This window comes from Erythrobacter sp. S267, assembly GCF_057365045.1.
This window is the reverse complement of sequence record NZ_CP200298.1, coordinates 1460712-1479483: the sequence shown is the minus strand read 5'-3', so window position 1 is coordinate 1479483 and position 18772 is coordinate 1460712. Positions and strand designations below refer to the sequence as shown.

Here is an 18772-nt window from a genome sequence, read left to right as displayed (position 1 = left end):
GAGGCGAACTTCGGAGTCGGAGCGCAGCGGAGACGACGGAGCCGCGCCAGCGGCGGAGTAATCCTTCCTGGCGCGCCAAAAAAGGGATTCCCCAAGAGGGTGGTCCCTTTTTTGGTTCTGTCTCCGGCGCGGTTCAATTTCCGGCGCAAGGGGATGCAAAATCTGGAAAACTTCCCTATATGCCTACCCATGGGGAGGCCGAGAGAGGCTGCACGCTCCGTTCCTTGCAACCGCATAGGTGTTTGTTGCAAATTTCGCAGGGAACACATTGAACTCGCAGCGCTTTAATCCTTGGGATCAATGACAAGGAAGTAGGTCGGACCGGCACCGGGTCCATTTGCTTGCCAGGAATAGGCCGGAAACGGCTACAGAGAGGTAATGCTGTGAATTATATGAACCCGCATGATGCTGATGAATTTGACCCGGACAATCCCTTGAACAAGCCCGACGTACCCGAAGACGTGCAGGACGCGATCCGCACTTTGCTGCGCTGGGCGGGCGATGATCCGACCCGCGAAGGCCTGCTCGACACGCCAAAGCGCGTGGGCCGTGCGTGGTTGGAATATTGCCGCGGCAATCAGGAAGACCCCGCCATCCACCTCAGCCGCATCTTCGAAGAGGTTGGCGGCTATGAAGAGATCGTGCTGCTGAAGGATATTCCCTTCCAGTCGCATTGCGAGCACCACATGGCACCGATCACGGGCAAGGCGCATATCGCCTATCTGCCCGACAATAAGGTCGTCGGCATCTCCAAGCTGGCGCGCGTGCTGCACGGCTATGCCAACCGCCTTCAGGTGCAAGAGCGCCTGACTGCTGAGGTGGCAGAGTGCATCTGGAACAATCTCGAACCGCGCGGCGTCGCTGTCGTGATTGAGGCAGAGCATGGCTGCATGACCGGCCGCGGCGTGAAAGTGCACGAAGTTGAGATGCTCACCAGCCGCATGATGGGCTGCTTCCTTGAAGACCCGGCAAGCCGCAAGGAAGTGCTGGGCCTGATGGGCTACTGAGCGGTCACTTGAGCGAGCAATGATTTCGGGCCATGTGATCGCGCATGGCCCAATCGTTCAAACCCGTCCTCACTCCGCAAGAGCTCGCCGACTTCTTTGTTGAGGCGTTTCCGGGGCAGGATCGCAGCTTTCACGACTTTACCGAGTTAAAGCCCGGCTTCATGCGGCTGAGACACTCTGCTGAAGCGGCGATGTTGCGCCCCGGCGGAATCGTCTCCGGCCCCACGCAAATGGCCTTCGCCGACCGCGCGGCCTATGCCGTGATCCTCGCCCATATCGGCATCGTGCCGATGGCGGTGACAAGCAACCTCAATATGAGCTTCCTGCGAGGGCTCGCCTCGCGCGATTTCTACGCCGATGCACAAATCATCAAGCTTGGACGCAGGCTGGCGACAGTCGATGTCAGGATATGGCAGGACGAACCGGAGAACATCGCCGCGCAGTCGACGGTTACGTATGCGTTGCCGGGGTGAGTGGGGGGATAGCTTGCCATTGGTGCAAGCTCCAATTTCAAACATAGATTGAGCAATGATCGACTATCTAAATGAATTCCCTATTGACTCTGCATTTCTGCCGCCTCGTCTACGTTCGCTGCTTGAACCAGTTGGAAACAGGCCAGAGTTACGCGTCGATGTAACGACGCGGTTCGAGTTTGATCCTTATGGGCCTGAGCGTGAATACGTTCATATGATTCTGGCACTCGATCCAAAGTCTGGGCCAGGAAACGTTGCTCAATATGATGAGACCGGCAACGGTGTGGTTTATCACTCAAATCCCTTCATAGAACACGCCGGTGGTCTAAACGACTTCGATATCTCTGTTTCGGGCCTCGACTACATTGTAATGTCGCGAGGTGACGGATCATACTATGGGTATCAACTCGCCGAAAAGGTAATGGTAGCTTTAGGGCTGACCCCCCGCTTGCTAGGTGGTGAGCATCAGAAACTCGTTTATGATGATCTGACACTTCCGGAATTTGGCGTCGCAGACGGCGAGGTCTCGACGGAGTATCACTACACTTCAAAACGCAATGTGAATTGGTCGATGTCGAACGAGTATCTTCGACGATATCTCTGGATGCGTGGATCATATGGCATTCGCTTGTTCTTCTATCAGTCTTTGCTGCCAGACTGCCCAGAAATCAGAAATCTGATGAATGGAGAGCGTCACGCGAAAATAACGCCGGACAAGGGCTGGTATGATCTCGATATTCGCGAGCATGAGGATGGATTGCTCATTCAAGTTTGGGCGATTGTCCACGCGATTGGCCCAGAACTCTGCGCCGAGCCAACTGCCAGTGGGCTCCTTTGGCCGGGCATCGAGGGGCCGATGACAGATGGCAGAGCCAATGCGCTAACGGCAATCACACCGATGTATCTGGATGATCGGTTCTTAGAAAAATATGAGCAAAGCGGCTTTTACGAGACGGTGCCGCTGAAGGTCGATCAGGCTTGGCGTTGCAGCCCATCTTACAGGGGACAATGGAGTTTCACGGGTTGCGTACGAGTGGGACGAAATATGATTTGGGTGCCAATGCGTGAGCTCTACAAACCCAAGCCAGACCGAGAAATCGTCCACGCCCATAAGTATGCGATTGATCCACAAAAGGCCAAAGAGTTCGACAAGGATGAAGAGCACATCGTCGCAAAGACAGGACGCTATGTGGAGCAAATTTTGCGACTGGCAGAGCTCTTATCCGCTCTTGGGCAAGATCTAGGCGAGCCAGAGGGTGCGAATGATCTTGTCACGATTTCTCGTGCTGAACTGCGCGCAAATGGCTGGCTTAATTATCCTGAACTGAGCCGGCTTGCTCAAGTTGCACCCCTGGATATGACTGAACAAGCCTTCCTATCGCGATGCAAAAGTGTTCACGAATTTTGGCAAGAGATACCTAACGCATTTCTCAGAAGGCTAGTTATTCACGCTGGTCATGATGGCGATCACGTGAAAGACTTTGCTAGCCTAAGGTTGCTTCAAGCGCTCACTAACATCCTTGAGCGCTTGAACCGTGACGGTGAGAGCTTTGAAGCCTTCGCATCGGGGCCTGAAGAAGACGATTTGAAAACTCGCAACACGGCAATTGCTCCGTTGTTCATCAACAATGATCTTCGGATTGCAGACGCTCATCATGCGGGCGAAGCATTGGCACTTCTTGAAAAGCTAGGCTTCGAAGTCGCTGTAATTAATGAAGGATACGGTCGCGCTCTTGATCACGTATTTGACGGGGTCATTGACTCGTTCGCGCACATAAATCGGCAATTGGAAACCCTTCTTACGCGGTAGGAGCGGCAGCTTTCTGAGTTTCGTCAATACAAGCAAATCCTCTGCTTGCCCTCTTCCGGGTTGCTTACGATCCCTTGGCTTGCCCAATCTCCTTGAGCAGCGCTTCAAACCACGGCAGCCTTGTGTCGAAGGCCTTGCCGCCTTTGATCCGCTCAAAACCGATCACGGACAGTTCGTCACCGCGCTCTTCGTCTTCTCCGACAACGCCGCTTTCACCGCGAATGGCTGCGTCTACGGCCAGCCTTGTGCATTGTTCTATAAGTCTGCGGTCGGCTTCGTTGGCGGGGGCGGAGCGGGAGAAGTAACCGCTTTTCTGGACCAGTACCTTTTCGGCGCCGAGTTCCTCAGCGAAGCTTTCGGCGAACCATTGGCCGGGGTTGATTTTGTCTAGCTTGACGTGGCCGAAGGCGTCGCGTGGCACCTCTTCGCCCGCTTGCTCCATGGCAGAGACGATCTCGTCCTGTCCTGCGCCTTCGGAGATGAACAAGTTCACGCCGCCATGCGCCTGCATAGTGGTGCGAAGGCGCTTGGCCTCTGCGCCGATGTCAATTGTGGCCTCAGGCACATAGACACCGTGCACATCCCAGCACGCGGCGGCATTGTCGGCCCACTCGGCAAAGGGCGCGGTTTTGACCCATTCGTGATGCGCATGAGCGGTCGCCGCGGTCAGCCAGCCGCAGTGCCGTCCCATCACCTCGTGCACGATCAGCATGTTGGGATTGGCAGAGAATTCGGCGATAATGTTGCGCGCAAAGACCGCCCCCTGCTCGGCGGCAGTAAACGCACCGAGTGACTGGCGAATGGGGATGACGTCATTGTCGATCGTCTTGGGCAAACCGACGACTGAGAGCTTGATCGCCTTCTTGGCGAGAAAAGCGGCGAGGTCGGCAGCCGCCGTGTTGGTATCGTCGCCGCCAATTGTGTGGAGGATATCGACGCCATCGCGCTGCAATTGCTCGGCCGCGACTGCGAGCGGGTCCTCGCCCGGCTGCACCAGCCCACGCTTGACGCAATCCTCGACATTGGTGAGCTTGACCCGGCTGTTTCCAATGGGGCTGCCGCCAAAGGCATGCAGCCGCCTTGCATCGGCGCGAACCTGAGGCGTCGCCTCGACAAAGTCTCCGGTCAGCAGCCCGGCATAGCCGTTGCGATAGGCAAGGATGCGGATATCCGGCGCGACCTCAGTGTAGCGCTCGATCAATCCCGCAACCGCAGAGGACAGGCAGGGGGCGAGACCTCCGGCGGTCAGGATGGCTACGGTTTGTGTCGTCATGATGGGCTTGATGCCAAGCCAGAGGCGCAAGGGCTAGCGGAAAGTCGGGGTGGACCCATTAGCGCAGGCGGATTTTCCTACATGAGATCTGCCTGCTATTGCGGTGTCCGTTCTTTCAAAATCGAATAGCTGCCTTGTCACGACCCCGCCCATCCCGGCGGGGTTTCGTGCGTTTGGTTCAGGCGCATCTAGATACAGCGATCTGCGGATGCACTTCATCAACTTGCATTTCTTGCAAGGTGGTGAAGAGGGCGCAAAAAAGCCGACGCACCGCTGGGGTACGCCGGCTTTGCGTTTCTTGGTTTTGCGCGGGTTTAGAGTTGGCCGAGCATGTGCTCCGCGCTCGACACTTTGAAATCACCCGGCGCTTCGACGTTGAGCTGGGTTACGGTGCCATCCTCGATCACCATCGAGAAACGCTGGCCGCGCTTGCCCATGCCAAAGCCTGATCCGTCCATGGTCAGGCCAACCGCTTCGGCAAAGTCGCCATTGCCGTCGGCGAGCATGGTGATGTCGTCTGAACCCGCGGAAGCGTTCCATGCGCCCATCACGAAGGCGTCGTTGACAGCGGTGCCAACGATCTCGTCGACGCCCTTGGCTTTGAGGTCCGCGGCCTTCTCAACGAAGCCGGGCAGATGCTTGGCCGAGCAAGTCGGCGTGAAGGCACCAGGAACGGAGAACAGCGCGACTTTCTTGCCGGCAAAATATTCAGCTGATGAAACCGGCTGAGGGCCTTCCGCCGTTGCCTTGACCATGTTCACTTCTGGAAGTTTGTCACCCACCGAAATCGTCATCGCTCGTCACTCCAATTTGTGTCGCTTGCGCTCATCCATACGGCGGATTGAGCGCTTGTCTTCCCGATATAGGGCCCGCTGGGACGGGGGCAATGATTAAGCGATGCTTGCAGTGCAACTCAGGGTCTTTGTCGTTAATTGCGCTTTACTGCGTGGCTTGAAGAAGCGGTAAATCATGCGGGGCCAGAAAGGCGTTGGTCGTGCCCATCCACTCCCTTCAAGGAGATGCCACTATGACCGCTTTCCGCCTTTCTTTCGCTGCTCTGGCCGGCGCCGCCATGCTCGCCGCGCCGCAAGCCGCCGCCGCGATGCATTTGCCCTACGAAGATGTGTTGGAGGTGCCCGATGATCGCCTTTCCATCGCCGACAATGCCGAGAACATCCAGCGGCTCAACATTATGCTGATGGTGACGTCTCTAAGGTGTCGCGCGACCGCCCATGACTTCCAGCGCGAATATGAAATGTTTGCAAGCGCGCATCGCCGCACTTTGGAACAGGCCCACCAGACGCTGACCCAGGCGCTTGTCGCGCAACATGGGGAGGAGGGTAGCCGCAGCGCGCTCGACCGGATCGGGGTGGCGATGGCGAACGCTTATGGCGATGGGCATCCGACGCTGGGCTGTTCCGACCTTAAGCAGGTCACTCTAAGCCTCGCTACGAGTCAGGATGGCTGGCAGTTGTCCAGGACGGCGCAAGACCTGTTTGCCAGGCGATTTTCCCGCAGCTGAACCCTACGCATGACTGCGCAGTTACACATATAAAGATAACTTTATATTTGCTTGTCAGTGACGACATCGCTAGAGGGCAGCACAACGATTTCACTTCCCCGATGGAGACACTGATGGCGACCGCTGCGCTCACTCAAGAGCATATCATCAAGGACATCTCGTTGGCCCAATATGGGCGCGATGAGATTGCCATTGCCGAAACCGAGATGCCGGGCCTGATGGCGCTGCGTGAAGAGTATGGTGAAGCCCAACCGCTCAAAGGCGCGCGGATTACCGGATCGCTGCATATGACGATCCAGACCGCTGTCTTGATTGAGACGCTTGTGGCTCTGGGCGCGGAAGTGCGCTGGGCGACCTGCAACATCTTCTCAACGCAAGACCACGCAGCAGCGGCGATCGCGGCGCAGGGTATTCCGGTCTTCGCCGTGAAGGGCGAAACGCTGGCGGACTACTGGGACTATGTCGGCCGCATCTTCGACTGGTCGACCGACGCTGACCCGGATCTGACCGCTAACATCATCCTCGACGATGGTGGCGATGCGACCATGTTTGCGCTTTGGGGCGCACGGATCGAAGCGGGTGAGGAATTGCCTGCGCCTGCCAACGCGGAAGAGATTGAATTCCAGCGCGCGCTCAAAGCCTACGTTAAGGCGAAGCCTGGCTACCTCACTAAGAGCGTCCAGAACATCAAAGGCGTTTCGGAAGAGACCACAACGGGAGTTATGCGCCTCTACCAGATCGCCAAGCAGGGCAAGCTGCCGTTCCCGGCGATCAATGTGAATGACAGCGTGACCAAGTCGAAGTTCGACAACCTGTATGGTTGTAAAGAAAGCCTGGTCGATGCGATCCGCCGTGCAACTGACGTGATGCTGGCCGGTAAGGTCGCATGCGTTGCGGGATACGGCGATGTGGGCAAGGGCTCGGCCGCTTCGCTGCGTGATGGCGGCGCGCGTGTAATGGTCACAGAGATCGACCCGATCTGCGCTCTGCAAGCCGCAATGGACGGTTACGAAGTCGTTTCGATGGAAGAAGCGACCAAGCGCGCCGACATCTTTGTGACCGCCACCGGCAACGAAGACGTCATCACCGGCGAGCACATGAAGAACATGAAAAACATGGCCATCGTCTGCAATATTGGCCACTTCGACAGCGAAATCCAGATCTCTGCGCTCGACAATTACGAGTGGAAAGAGATCAAGGAAGGCACTGACATGGTGACGCTGCCCGATGGCAAGAACCTGTTGATCCTTGCCAAAGGCCGTCTGGTGAATCTGGGCTGCGCCACCGGCCACCCCAGCTTCGTAATGAGCGCAAGCTTCACCAACCAGACGCTGGCCCAGATCGAGCTGTTCACCAAGTCGGATGAGTATGAGAACGACGTCTACGTCCTACCCAAGCATCTCGACGAAAAGGTTGCCGCGCTGCACCTCGAAAAGCTGGGCGTGGAGTTGACGAAGCTCTCTCAGAAGCAGGCCGATTACATCGGTGTTCCAGCGGCTGGCCCGTTCAAGCCGGACCATTATCGCTACTGATCTTTTGCGTGCAATTGCGTCTGATCGCCAGAGCCCTCGCAAAGCTTCGTATTTGCGGGGGCTTTTGGTGTCTAAACCCGTTGCAAGTGCCGCCCACTCGCAATAGCTCACTGCCATGGAATTTTCGCCCATTCAACTGATCGCGATAGCGCTGGTCCTAGCCGCCTGGACGGTGGCTGCGGCGGTGCTGGTGCTGCGCGCGGGGGCGAAGGCGCGGCGTAATACGGCTTTGCGTACTTCTCTCAAGCGTATGCAGCATTTGCTGGACGCAGCGCCTGCGATTCCCTTGCTGGTTCGTGTCGATGGTCGGATCGAAGCGCCAGAGCGTCTCGCCCGCTGGCTGGGGCTGGAGGCGATGCCTCAGTACCTGAGTGAGCTGGCGGGCGAAAAGGGTGTTGGCCTGACGCAGGCTCAGGTCGATGAGGTGTGGGAGAAAGTGCGCGTAACGCAGACGAGCGCGGCGCCCTTCACCCACTCGCTGACCCCTCCCGGATCGAAGCGGGCGTTGGCGTTGGAGGGCGTCTTGGCGGACCCGCAGGTCTCGCCCGGAGGCGCGGCGATCGTGTGGGTGTTCGACTTCACCAACAGTCAGGAGGAGCTTGCCCGGCTAACCGATGTGGCAAACCGCGCGCAGGCGGATTTCAGCGCGCTCATCGGTCTGATTGAGGCCGCGCCTATGCCGATGTGGTTCCGCGACACCGACCTGAAACTGCGCCTCGTCAACCGCGCCTATGTTGAGGCGGTGGGGGCAAAGAGCCTCGAAGCGGTGATCGAAGGACAGATCGAACTGCTTGAGCCGCGCGATGGCCGGACGCCTGCGCAGATAGCGGGAGAGGCGCTGGAGAAGCAGCAAGAGGCGGAGCGGATCGATGCGGTGACGATCGACGGGAAGCGCCGCTCCGTGCGTGTTTCCGACCTGCCTCTAGGACGCGACGGTGTGGCGGGATACGCCTTCGATGTAGAAGAGCAACAGCAGGTCACGCGGGAATTCCGCGCGTTCCGCGAAGCCCAGCGCGCGATGCTCGACCAGCTTTCCGTTGGCGTCGCGCAATTCGGCGCGGATGAGAAGCTCAGCTTTGCCAACCGACCTTTCCGCCGCCAGTTTGGCCTCACCAACGAAACGGTCGAGGCGCGCATCCCCTTTGAACGCTTCCTGTCCGAGGCGCGCGACCATGGCAGCACGCCAGAGGTTCGCGACTTCCCTGAATGGCGACGCGAGCACGCGGCGTGGTTCGATGCCTCCGACATGCAGGAGGAGAACTGGCCGCTTTCGGGCGGTGTACACCTGCGCGTCGTCGGACAACCATTGCCGGACGGCGGTCTCGTCATCATTGCCGAGGACCGGACCGAGCAACTTGCGCTCTCTGCCACGCGCGACACGCTTTTGCGCACCCGCACCGCGACGCTCGACAGCCTGTTTGAAGCGCTCGCGATCTTCGCACCTGATGGGTCGATGCAGCTATGGAACCGCAGCTTTGCCGGCACTTGGGGGCTCGACGCGGAGTTCCTCGATACCCACCCAAGTGCGGAAGGGCTGCTGCAGGCAATCGCGGCCAATCTCGTCGACCCGAAACAGGCAGAGCAGATCGGCGCGGTCGTGCGTGCAGCAACACTCGACCGGCGTGAGCAAGGCGGGCAGGTTGCGCTCGCCGATGGCCGCACACTTCGCTTTGCTGGAGTCCCGCTGCCCGATGGCAATGGGCTGCTGAGCGTCCTCGACATTACCGACTCGCAAAAGGCGGAGAAGGCCTTGCGCGAACGTGCTGTGGCATTGGAGGAGGCGGATGCGGTGAAGGCGCGTTTCCTCGCCAATATGTCCTACGAATTCCGCACCCCGCTCACTTCAATCGGAGGGTTTGCGGAACTGCTGCAAAGCGGCGCTGCGGGTGAGCTTGAACCGGCGGCGCAGGACTATGTCGAGGCGATCCTTGCCTCGGTCGAGCGCTTGACCGAGCAAGTCGAAAACGTCCTCGACCTGTCGCAAAGTGAAGCGGGCCTGCTGCCAACGCAAAAGGAAGAAATCGACCTCCTCGCCTTTATGACCAAGCTGGTGCGGGAGCGGGAGAACACCATTATCGGTGCTGGTATGGGACTTGACCTGAAGGGGCGACGTGGCCGCGTGGTTGACGCTGACCCGCGTCAGATGGAGCGTGCGCTGGGCCATTTGCTCGATAACGCTATCGCCTGGACGCCCAGAGGCGGCCTTATCGAAATCCACCTTCCCAAACCGAGCGAGGGCGACCCATGGCGTGGACGGATTATCATCGCCGACAATGGCAGCGGGATGACGCCTGATGAGCTGGCGCGGGCCGAAGGAACGCTTGGAACTGGTGCAGAAGAGGCGGCCGGTGGCGGTTTGGGCATCCGACTCGCCCGGCAATTGGTCGAAGCGCATGACGGGACGCTCGAACTGGAAAGCGAGAAAGGCGTCGGCACGCAGGCGATCGTTACGCTTCCGTGAGCGATCCGACGCATCACCCCCTGCCTGACTTGGCGGCAACGTCGCAGCTTGGCGCGCGGATTGCAGCGCAATTGCGTCCCGGAGATGTCGTCGCGCTTGAAGGGAGCCTCGGCGCGGGCAAGACCACCCTAGCGCGCGCGATCCTGTCGGCGCTTGGCTATGACGGTGAGGTGCCGTCGCCCACTTTCACCATTGTCGAAACCTACGACGCGCCGCCATTACGGCTGCCTGTGGTGCATGCCGATTTCTACCGGCTCAACCATCCCGACGAGGCGCAGGAAATCGGCCTCGACGAATATCGCGAGGGCGCGGCCCTGATTGCTGAGTGGCCCGATCATGCGGGCGGTTTCGGGCATGAGGCGAGCTGCCTCTCGATCCTGTTGGAAACGCAAGAAGAAGGTCGGATTGCGACTGTGAAAGCAGGGGCGGATTGGTTAGACCGTCTGCCATGAGCGAACTACCCGAAGGTCTGCGCGAATTCGTCACCAAAGCCGGTTGGGGCAAGGCTGCGATTGAGCCACTGGCCGGAGACGCCTCCTTCCGCCGCTATTTCCGACTTCGGCGCGATGGCGACGCGACAGCGATGCTGATGCATGCGCCTCCGCCACAGGAAGATCCCAAGCCATTCCTTGATGTCGCACATTGGCTGACCGGGCAGGGCTTGCGCGCGCCCGCTATCCTTGGCGAGGACGCTGCAGCGGGCTGGGTCCTGACCGAAGACTTCGGCGATGACCGCATGCGAGAGTGGCTGGATGAGCACCCGGCAGATGAGCGCATCGCCTACACCACCGCAATCGATGCCCTTTGCGACCTCCACACAAAGCCCGCCGGTCCTTTCGCGCCCTACGACATGGCGGTCTATCTGCGAGAGGCGCGGCTGCTGGTGGAGTGGTACGCGCCCGCCATGGGCCTCGACCTTGATGTGGCGGGCTTTGATGCGGCGTGGGAGCAGGTTCTGGCCCCGATCGAGGCGCGCCAAAGCCCCGGCGTTGTCGTCCTTCGCGACTACCATGCCGAGAATATCATGCTGCCCGGCTCCGACCCGGCGAGCCAAGGCCTGATCGACTTTCAGGACGCTCTGGTCGGGCATCCGGCCTATGATCTCGTCTCGCTACTACAAGATGCACGGCGCGATGTGTCGGAGTCGCTGGAGGCTGAGATGCTCGCCTACTACACAAGTAAAGCGGGCGCAGATGAGCATTTCCTTGCCGACTATGCCCGCCTTGGTGCGCAGCGCAATGCTAAGATCGTCGGCATCTTTGTGCGCCTCGCCAAGCGCGACGGGAAGCCCAAATATCTGGGTATGATCTCTCGCGTCTGGGCGGCGATGGAACGCGATTTGGCGCACCCCGCGCTTGCGCCTGTGGCGCAGTGGTTTGCCGCGAACATTTCTGACGAACTTCGGCAAAGCGGCGGAGGGACGATCCCTTGAGCACACTCGTCTCCGACACCGCCATGGTCATGGCCGCGGGCATGGGTAAACGCATGCGACCGCTCACCGCTTCTACGCCAAAGCCGATGGTGCGCGTTGCGGGCAAACCGCTGATCGACCACGCGCTCGACCGCTTGGGCGAGGCTGGAGTGACGAAGGCCGTGGTCAACGTCCATTATCTCGCCGACGCGCTGGAGGCGCATGTGCTGGAGCGTGCATCGCCTAAGGTCGTGATCTCGGATGAGCGGGATGCACTGCTGGAAACCGGCGGCGGGTTGATCAAAGCGCAGGACAAGCTGCCCGATCCGTTTTTCTGCCTCAACGCCGACAACATCTGGCTTGAGGGGCCGCGCAACGCCTTTGCCGACCTGTCCGAGCGGTGGAACCCGGACGAGATGGACGCGCTATTGCTGCTGGTGAGCCATGCGCAGGCGGCCAATTTCAGCGGGCAGGGCGATTTCTACATGGACCCGGTCGGCAGGCTGAAGCGTCGTCCGCAGGGCCGGATCGCGCCTTTCATCTACACCGGTATCCAGTTGGTTTCGCACCGCCTCTTACGCGACGCGCCGGAGGGCAAGTTTTCGACCAACATTCTGTGGAATCGCGCGATTGAGGAGGAGCGATTGTTTGGCATTGCCTTTACCGGTCAGTGGTTTGAGGTAGGCACTCCGCAAGCGATAGCGCCGACCGAAGACGCGCTTAGACGTGGCTGAGAAGCGTGTCTGAATCCCGGGGGCCGAACATCTATTCCATCGCCGCGCATCGCGGCTTTGCCGATGCGCTCGTCGCCGGAATTGTGCCACGATACGCTGAGGAAGGTGTCGGCCTTGCGCGCCTGACCTTGCTCGTCCCCAGCAGCCGCGCCGCGCGCACTTTGTCCGAGGCCTTCGTGCGCCACTCGGGCGAAAGCGGCGTTGGCGGAATGCTGATGCCGCGCATGGTCACGGTCGGCGATCTTGATCTGGATGAGAGCCTGGGTGCGCTGCTCGATCCGCTCGGCGCTAGCGACATTCCTCCGGCGGCAGAGCCCACGCGGCGCTGGCTCGAACTCGCCGAACTCATCGCGGCCGAGCGTGCAGATCAAAAGCAACCAACGCTTCCCGGCGCAGCTCGGCTTAGGGTCGCGCGCGAGATTGCTCAGACAATGGACCGGCTGCTGGTGGAGGAGAGGACTCCCGCTGATCTGCTCAGCGAGCCGGTGCTTGATACGCTGGACGATCTTTCCGAGCATTGGCAAAACTCGCTGCGACTGTTTGCGCGGGTGGCGGCGCGCTGGAACACCCGGCTTGAAGAGCGCGGAGAGATCGACGCTGCGACGCGCCGCAACATGCTGTTCGACCGAGCCGCAAAGCGCTGGCGCGAGCGACCTCCCGCCACACCGATCCTCGCAGCCGGTGTGACCAGCGCCTCGCCCGCGCTCGCCCGGATGTTGCGCGCGATTGCGGAGCTGGAGAACGGGGCGGTGGTGCTGCCCGATCTTGATCTGCAACTGTCGGACGAAGCTTGGGAGGAGCTTGGCCGCGCAGGCGCTGCGCCGGAGCCGGGAGCGGAGAAATTCGGCGCGAAGGATGCGCTGACCCATCCGCAATATCACCTCAAATTACTGCTCGAACGCATGGGCATTGCGCGCGCGGAAGTGCGCCCCTGGCATCGCAAAGGCATGACAGCCGCGCCGCCACAGCGCAGCCGCGCGATCAGCTCGCTGTTCCTCCCGCCCAAGGCGAGCCGGTCTTGGGTTGACCTGGAGCCCGATAAACGCCGCCTCGATGGGTTGCGCCTGATGGAAGCCGCCACCGCTGAGGAGGAGGCGCAGGCCATCGCGCTGCTGGTGCGGGAGGCTTTGGAGACGCCCGAGAAACGTGTCGCAGTGATCAGCGCTGATCGCTCCTTGGCGCGCCGGGTCGCACAGCATCTCGATCGCTGGTCGATCAAAGCGGACGATTCGGCGGGGCGAGCCTTGTCGCTCACCTCAGCGGGGCGGTTGATGGGGTTGCTGGCGGATATCGCGGCCAATGGCCTCGACCCCGCACTGGTGGTGGCCGCTCTTGGCCATCCGCTGGTGCGTTTGCAGGACGGGGGAGAGGCGCGGGCAGATTGGCTCAAGAACCTGCGCCGCTTCGACCGCCAATTGCGGCGCGAGACGCTCGCGCCGGGGCTTGGACCGCTCGCTGAAACGGCGAAGAAGGCGGGCGTTGGAGAATGGTGGGTTGAGGTTGAACCGATCCTCGCCCCGCTTACCCAAATGCCGCAGGACGTTCCTCTGGTGGAGGCGCTCGATTGCCTCAGCGAATGCGCACAGGCGCTTGCGGGTGACGGGGTTTGGGCGCGTGAGGATGGGCGAGCGCTGGCGCATCTGGTGGAGGATTTGCGTCTCCACGCCCGCGCCGTTGGCACCACGATTTCGCGCGCTGACATTGCCGGCGTCTTGCGCGACGCGATGGAGGCGGTCGCGGTGCGCCCTCCTTATGGCGGGCATCCGCGCGTCGCGATTTACGGTCTGCTGGAATCGCGCATGGCGAGGGCGGACCTCATCATCTGCGCTGGTCTGAACGAAGGCAGCTGGCCGCAAGCGCCGGGAGCAGACGCTTTGCTCGCGCCCGGCATCCTGCGCGCGCTCGGCATTCCAGGGTCAGAATTCCGCATCGGCCTTGCCGCGCATGATCTGGCCGGAGCGATGGGTGCCCCCGAAGTCGTGCTGAGCCGAGCGCAGCGTGACAGCGATGGTCCGACTTTGCCCTCTCGATTCCTGCTGCGTGTGCAGGCGCTGCTCGGCGATCTGGTTGAGGATCATCAGGAGACGCGCATCCCTGCGATGCTCGGTCCGCTCGACCGTGCGCCTGAGCCCGCGCCAGCCTATCCGCGCCCCAAACCGCGTCCAACTGCGGCGCAGCGCAAGGATGTGACCATCAGTGCCACTGCGCTCGACCGGTTACTGGGCGATCCGTACCAATTCTATGCGCGTGAGATATTGGGGCTGAAGACGCTTGATCCGCTGACCGGAGACCCGTTCGGCGACCCGGCTTTGCGCGGCACTCTGGTGCACGACATTCTTGAGGCATGGCACACAGCGCGCGAGGCCAATCCCGCTCTCCCAATCCGCGACTTTGCGACGCGAAAATTTGCTGAGGCGCAGGTCCATCCGCTGTTCAAAGGCCTGTGGCAACCGCGCCTGCTGGCGGCTCTCGAGAAGTTCGAGGCTTGGATCGACGAGGCGGCGAAGGAGGGGCGTCAGGTACTGGTCTCCGAGGCCGACGGGGCGATGATGGTCGACGGGATCAAGGTCTTTGGCCGCGCCGACCGGATCGACCGCTTGCCTGATGGCAGCCTCGCGATTGTTGACTACAAAACGGGCGGCCCGCCTAAGGCCGCACAGGTTGAGGCAGGCTATGCGCTGCAAATGGGCGTGCTGGGCCTGATCGCTCGCGATGCCGGTTTCGCAGATGGCCGCGTAAAAGGTGAGACGGCGGCTTACGAATATTGGTCGCTCGCCAAAAAAGATGGCGATTTTGGCTACAAGGACGAGCCATTGAAGACGGGCAGGAAAACCTCGGGCCTGACGCTTGAGGAATTCCTGCCCAAGCACGAAGCGTTCCTGCACACGGCGATCTCCAAATACCTCACCGGCGACGCGCCATTCACGGCGAAGGAGAACCCGGATTACCCCGGCTATGCCGAGTACGACCAGCTGATGCGGCTCGAGGAATGGCAGATCAGGCTCTCCGAAGCAGGCCCGGAGGATGACGCATGAGCGGCGCTGTCTTCCCCCTTCAGGGCAACCAATTGAAAGCGGCCGACCCGCGCGACAATATCTGGCTTTCGGCTTCAGCGGGCACGGGCAAGACGCAGGTGCTTTCCGCGCGCGTTTTGCGCCTGTTGCTGACGCCGGGGGTCGAGCCTTCGCAGATCCTGTGCCTCACCTTCACCAAGGCAGGCGCGGCGGAGATGGCCAACCGCATCAACGCGGTGCTCGCGCGCTGGGTGCGGCTGGATTCGGGGACGCTCGCCAAGGAGTTGAAGTATCTTGGCGCTCCGATTGATCCGAAAACCCAAGCCCATGCGCGCACGCTGTTTGCGAGCGTGCTGGACTGTCCGGGAGGGGGCCTGCGGATCGATACAATTCACGCTTTCTCGCAATGGCTGCTGGCAAACTTTCCCGAGGAAGCAGAACTCACCCCCGGCGCCCGCCCGATGGAGGACCGTGAGCGCGAGTTACTCGCGCGCGATGTGCTGGCACAGATGCTGGAGGAGGGCGACGAGACGCTCAACGCCAAAGTCAGTCACTTCGCCCGCGTCAAAGAGCCAGATGCCCTGCGCGGATGGTTGATGCGGTGCGCTGGGGCTGCGCATTTGTGGGAGGGACCGGCGGCTTGGACGCCGCCTATGGCTCCGCGTGTGGCTGGGCTGCTTGGCATCCCGGCAGATGCGGGGGAGGACTGGGCGGACGAGGTCCTGCATCCGGATGTTTTCTCTGATGCGCAATTGCGCGCAATGCTGCCGTTGATGCAGGGTTGGGAGACCAAATACGGGCAAGCGACGGCCGACTTTCTGCCGATCTGGCTTGCTGCCGACCCGGCACAGCGCACTGATTTGGTAGAGAATTTCTATAAGACAGTGCTGATCCAGAGCGGCGCTCCGCGAAAGATGGACAAGCCCTCACGCGCAGAGCCGCTGCTGCCGATCTGGCAGGACGAGGTCTCTGCCGCCGTCGCGTTGTACAAGGACCGGCTTGCACTGGTGAACCTCGCCGAATTCCTCACCCCTGCGCTTGAGATGGGCCGCGAATTTGCGGTCCGGTGGGAAGCGGCTAAGGTGCGGGAGGGCTATCTCGATTTCGACGACCTGATCCGCAAGGCGGCCACCCTGCTAGGCAAGGGAGAGGCGGCTGAGTGGATCCGCTACAAGCTGGACCGCAGCTTTGACCACATCCTGATTGACGAAGCGCAGGACACGAATTCCGCGCAATGGGACATCGTCTTCGCACTGATCGACGACTTCTTCTCCGGCGAAGGCGCGCGCGGGGACAAGATCCGTACGATCTTCACCGTGGGCGATTACAAGCAGGCGATCTTCGGCTTTCAAGGCACGAGTCCTGACAATTTCGAGCGAGCCAAGGGCCGGGTGCAGGCGGCGATCAGCGATGCACGCGCCAATGCCCTCGAGCTGCGTGAAAGCCGCCGCTTGCCCGAATTTGACGACCCGGAATTGGGCCGTTCCTTCCGCACCTCTGCACCGGTCTTGGGCTTTGTGAACGCTGTGATCGACGCGCTCGGGTTTGAGGCATTTGGCCTGCCCAAAGCGCCGGACCCGCATGAAGGCGATGACCGCGCAGGGCTGGTCGCCCTGTGGCAGCCGGTGATCGGCCCGGCGGACGATCCTGATGTCGAGGATAGTAGAGACTGGCTCCCTGCCCACGACACCGAAATGGCCGACCGCATTGCGCGTCAGGTCAGCCGCTGGGTTGATCCGAAGAACCCGCATCACGAACCCTTTGTGCTGGAGAAAGGGACCAAGCGCCATGCGGGCGCAGGGGACATCATGGTGCTCGTCCGCAAGCGCAAGGATCTCGCCAATCAGATTGTCGCCAAGCTGCATGCGCGCGGTGTCGCGGTTGCGGGTGTCGACCGGTTGCGATTGGGAGCGCCCTTAGCGGTGAAAGACCTGATGGCGGCCCTGCGCTTTGCCGCGCAGCCTTTGGATGATCTGAGCCTTGCCAACCTGCTCGCCTCTCCGCTGATCGGGTGGTCGCAGGATCATCTGCTGGAATTCGTGCCACGCGGTCCCAAAGTGCGGCTGTGGGACCATTTGCGCGCATCTGACGATCCGTTTGTTCAAGCCACCGCTGACACTTTGCGCGGGCTTTTGAGGCTCGCCGATTTCGAGACCCCGCAGGCGCTGCTCGCTTGGCTGCTGACAGGACCTTGGCAAGGTCGAGCCAAGCTGGTCGCGCGGCTGGGGCGCGAGGCGAATGATCCGATAGACGAGCTGGTTAACGCCGCCTTTGCCTACCAAGCTGCCCACACGCCGAGCCTTGCTGGCTTTGTCGAGTGGTTCGACGCGGGCGACGGAGAGCTAAAGCGCGACGCGGATGAGGCCGATGCGCAGGTGCGTGTGATGACCGTGCATGGCTCGAAAGGCTTGCAGCGTCCGATCGTGATCCTCGCCGATGCGACGGGTGAACCGGGAACGAGCGGATCGCTCGAACTGCCAGATGATCCGCTGGAGATCGCGGGTGACAAGGCACCGCTTGTGCCGCTCCCGAACCTCTCCGCCAGCGAGCGCGTTGGCCCGGTCGCCAAGGCTGAGGAAGCCGCAAACATCGCGGCGATGCAGGAGCATTGGCGGTTGCTCTATGTCGCCATGACGCGCGCGGAAGAGGCGCTGTTCATCGGCGGATCGCTCGGGCCCCGGCAGGCGAAGAAGGGCGAGCCGCACGAAGACAGTTGGTATGCGAAACTGCTGCCCGTCTTCGACACACCGCCTTTGGAAGACGACATTTGGGGCGCGGTCCGAGAGTGGGGCGTGCGCGCCGATCCTATGTTTGAGGCGGATGCGCCTGCGCCTCCGGCGGAGACTGCCAAGCTCCCAGCATGGGCGACCGCCGCGATTGGTGAAGAGCCGCGTCCGCCCAAGCCGCTCGCGCCGTCCAATGCGGGGGAGGAGCAAGGCGCAGACCCGCCACTCGATCCAGCGGTCGCTGGTATCGCCGCGCGGCGCGGTGTGCTCATCCACCGGCTGCTAGAGCGGCTGCCCGACATCCCGAATGACCAACGAAAGGAAGCGGCGCACAACTGGTTGGAGCGGCAGGCGCAGGACTTGGGCGCCGGCGTGCGAGCAGAAATGCTGGAGAGCGCTCTCGCGACCCTGAACCACCCCGATTTTGCCGACATCTTCGCGCCCGGAGCGCTTGCCGAAGTGCCGCTCACAGCGATTGTAGGAGGTGTGGTTGTGACCGGTGTCGCGGACCGCTTGCTGGTTGGCGAGGACGCCGTAACCGTGGTCGATTTCAAGACCACTCGCCGCCCTCCGCGCAGCCTTGAAGAAGTGCCGTCCAGCACTCAGCGCCAGATGGCTGCCTATCACGCCGCGCTCGCCGCGATCTATCCGGGCAAGGCGGTGCGATGTGCCGTCCTCTATACCCAAACGCCGCTTCTGATCGAATTCCCCTGGGCGATGCTGGAGTTGCACAAGGATCGTTTGGGACAGACACAGGATAACTATGCGCCCACAGGTCTTGAGTGATGCGCAAAGCGGGCTAAATTGTC

The 18772-nt window shown here is 61.1% G+C and carries 13 protein-coding genes; 11 read left to right on the top strand and 2 right to left on the bottom strand.

From position 1 onward, the window contains the following. Positions 1-392 precede the first annotated feature (392 nt). From folE to AC0V6X_RS06925, 3 genes are read left to right on the top strand one after another with little or no spacing between them, the layout of a single operon-like run. Positions 393-1007 carry a GTP cyclohydrolase I FolE gene (gene folE, locus AC0V6X_RS06935; RefSeq protein ID WP_486185531.1) on the top strand — a complete coding sequence of 205 codons (615 nt, stop codon included), beginning with the start codon at positions 393-395 and terminating at the stop codon, positions 1005-1007. 44 nt (positions 1008-1051) lie between these two features. Continuing rightward, positions 1052-1480 carry a PaaI family thioesterase gene (locus tag AC0V6X_RS06930; RefSeq protein WP_486183847.1) on the top strand — a complete coding sequence of 143 codons (429 nt, stop codon included), beginning with the start codon at positions 1052-1054 and terminating at the stop codon, positions 1478-1480. A 55-nt stretch (positions 1481-1535) separates the two neighbouring features. Then, positions 1536-3290: a hypothetical protein gene (locus AC0V6X_RS06925; RefSeq protein WP_486183846.1), complete on the top strand. Its 1755-nt coding sequence runs from the start codon at positions 1536-1538 to the stop codon at positions 3288-3290. Positions 3291-3354: 64 nt separating this feature from the next. On the opposite strand, the gene AC0V6X_RS06920 is transcribed toward AC0V6X_RS06925, so the two are convergent. Continuing rightward, positions 3355-4563 (bottom strand): pyrophosphate--fructose-6-phosphate 1-phosphotransferase, encoded by a 1209-nt coding sequence (locus tag AC0V6X_RS06920; protein ID WP_486183845.1) that lies wholly within the window; start codon positions 4561-4563, stop codon positions 3355-3357. A 314-nt stretch (positions 4564-4877) separates the two neighbouring features. Further along, positions 4878-5357 carry a redoxin family protein gene (locus tag AC0V6X_RS06915; protein WP_486183844.1) on the bottom strand — a complete coding sequence of 160 codons (480 nt, stop codon included), beginning with the start codon at positions 5355-5357 and terminating at the stop codon, positions 4878-4880. A gap of 233 nt (positions 5358-5590) precedes the next feature. Between AC0V6X_RS06915 and AC0V6X_RS06910 the strand changes: the two genes are divergently transcribed. The 8 genes from AC0V6X_RS06910 to addA all read left to right on the top strand — a co-directional run bounded on the left by AC0V6X_RS06910 (position 5591) and on the right by addA (position 18749). After that, the gene (locus tag AC0V6X_RS06910) at positions 5591-6085 is read left to right on the top strand and encodes an S-adenosyl-L-homocysteine hydrolase (protein ID WP_486183843.1); all 495 of its coding nucleotides are present in this window, start codon (positions 5591-5593) and stop codon (positions 6083-6085) included. A gap of 113 nt (positions 6086-6198) precedes the next feature. Then, positions 6199-7617 (top strand): adenosylhomocysteinase, encoded by a 1419-nt coding sequence (ahcY, locus tag AC0V6X_RS06905; protein ID WP_486183842.1) that lies wholly within the window; start codon positions 6199-6201, stop codon positions 7615-7617. Between the two features lie 115 nt (positions 7618-7732). After that, positions 7733-10078, top strand: a complete 2346-nt coding sequence (locus AC0V6X_RS06900) for a PAS domain-containing sensor histidine kinase (RefSeq protein ID WP_486183841.1) — start codon at positions 7733-7735, stop codon at positions 10076-10078. After that, positions 10075-10530 (top strand): tRNA (adenosine(37)-N6)-threonylcarbamoyltransferase complex ATPase subunit type 1 TsaE, encoded by a 456-nt coding sequence (tsaE, locus tag AC0V6X_RS06895; protein WP_486183840.1) that lies wholly within the window; start codon positions 10075-10077, stop codon positions 10528-10530. The genes AC0V6X_RS06900 and tsaE overlap by 4 nt, the downstream gene beginning before the upstream one ends. Then, positions 10527-11510 (top strand): aminoglycoside phosphotransferase family protein, encoded by a 984-nt coding sequence (locus tag AC0V6X_RS06890; protein ID WP_486183839.1) that lies wholly within the window; start codon positions 10527-10529, stop codon positions 11508-11510. The genes tsaE and AC0V6X_RS06890 overlap by 4 nt, the downstream gene beginning before the upstream one ends. Next, positions 11507-12223 carry a nucleotidyltransferase family protein gene (locus AC0V6X_RS06885; protein ID WP_486183838.1) on the top strand — a complete coding sequence of 239 codons (717 nt, stop codon included), beginning with the start codon at positions 11507-11509 and terminating at the stop codon, positions 12221-12223. Before AC0V6X_RS06890 ends, AC0V6X_RS06885 begins: the two co-directional genes overlap by 4 nt. A gap of 5 nt (positions 12224-12228) precedes the next feature. Then, on the top strand, positions 12229-15258 hold the full coding sequence (locus AC0V6X_RS06880) for a PD-(D/E)XK nuclease family protein (RefSeq protein WP_486183837.1): 3030 nt from the start codon (positions 12229-12231) through the stop codon (positions 15256-15258). Further along, positions 15255-18749, top strand: coding sequence for a double-strand break repair helicase AddA (gene addA, locus AC0V6X_RS06875; protein WP_486183836.1), 3495 nt, complete (start codon positions 15255-15257; stop codon positions 18747-18749). The genes AC0V6X_RS06880 and addA overlap by 4 nt, the downstream gene beginning before the upstream one ends. Positions 18750-18772: the final 23 nt, after the last annotated feature.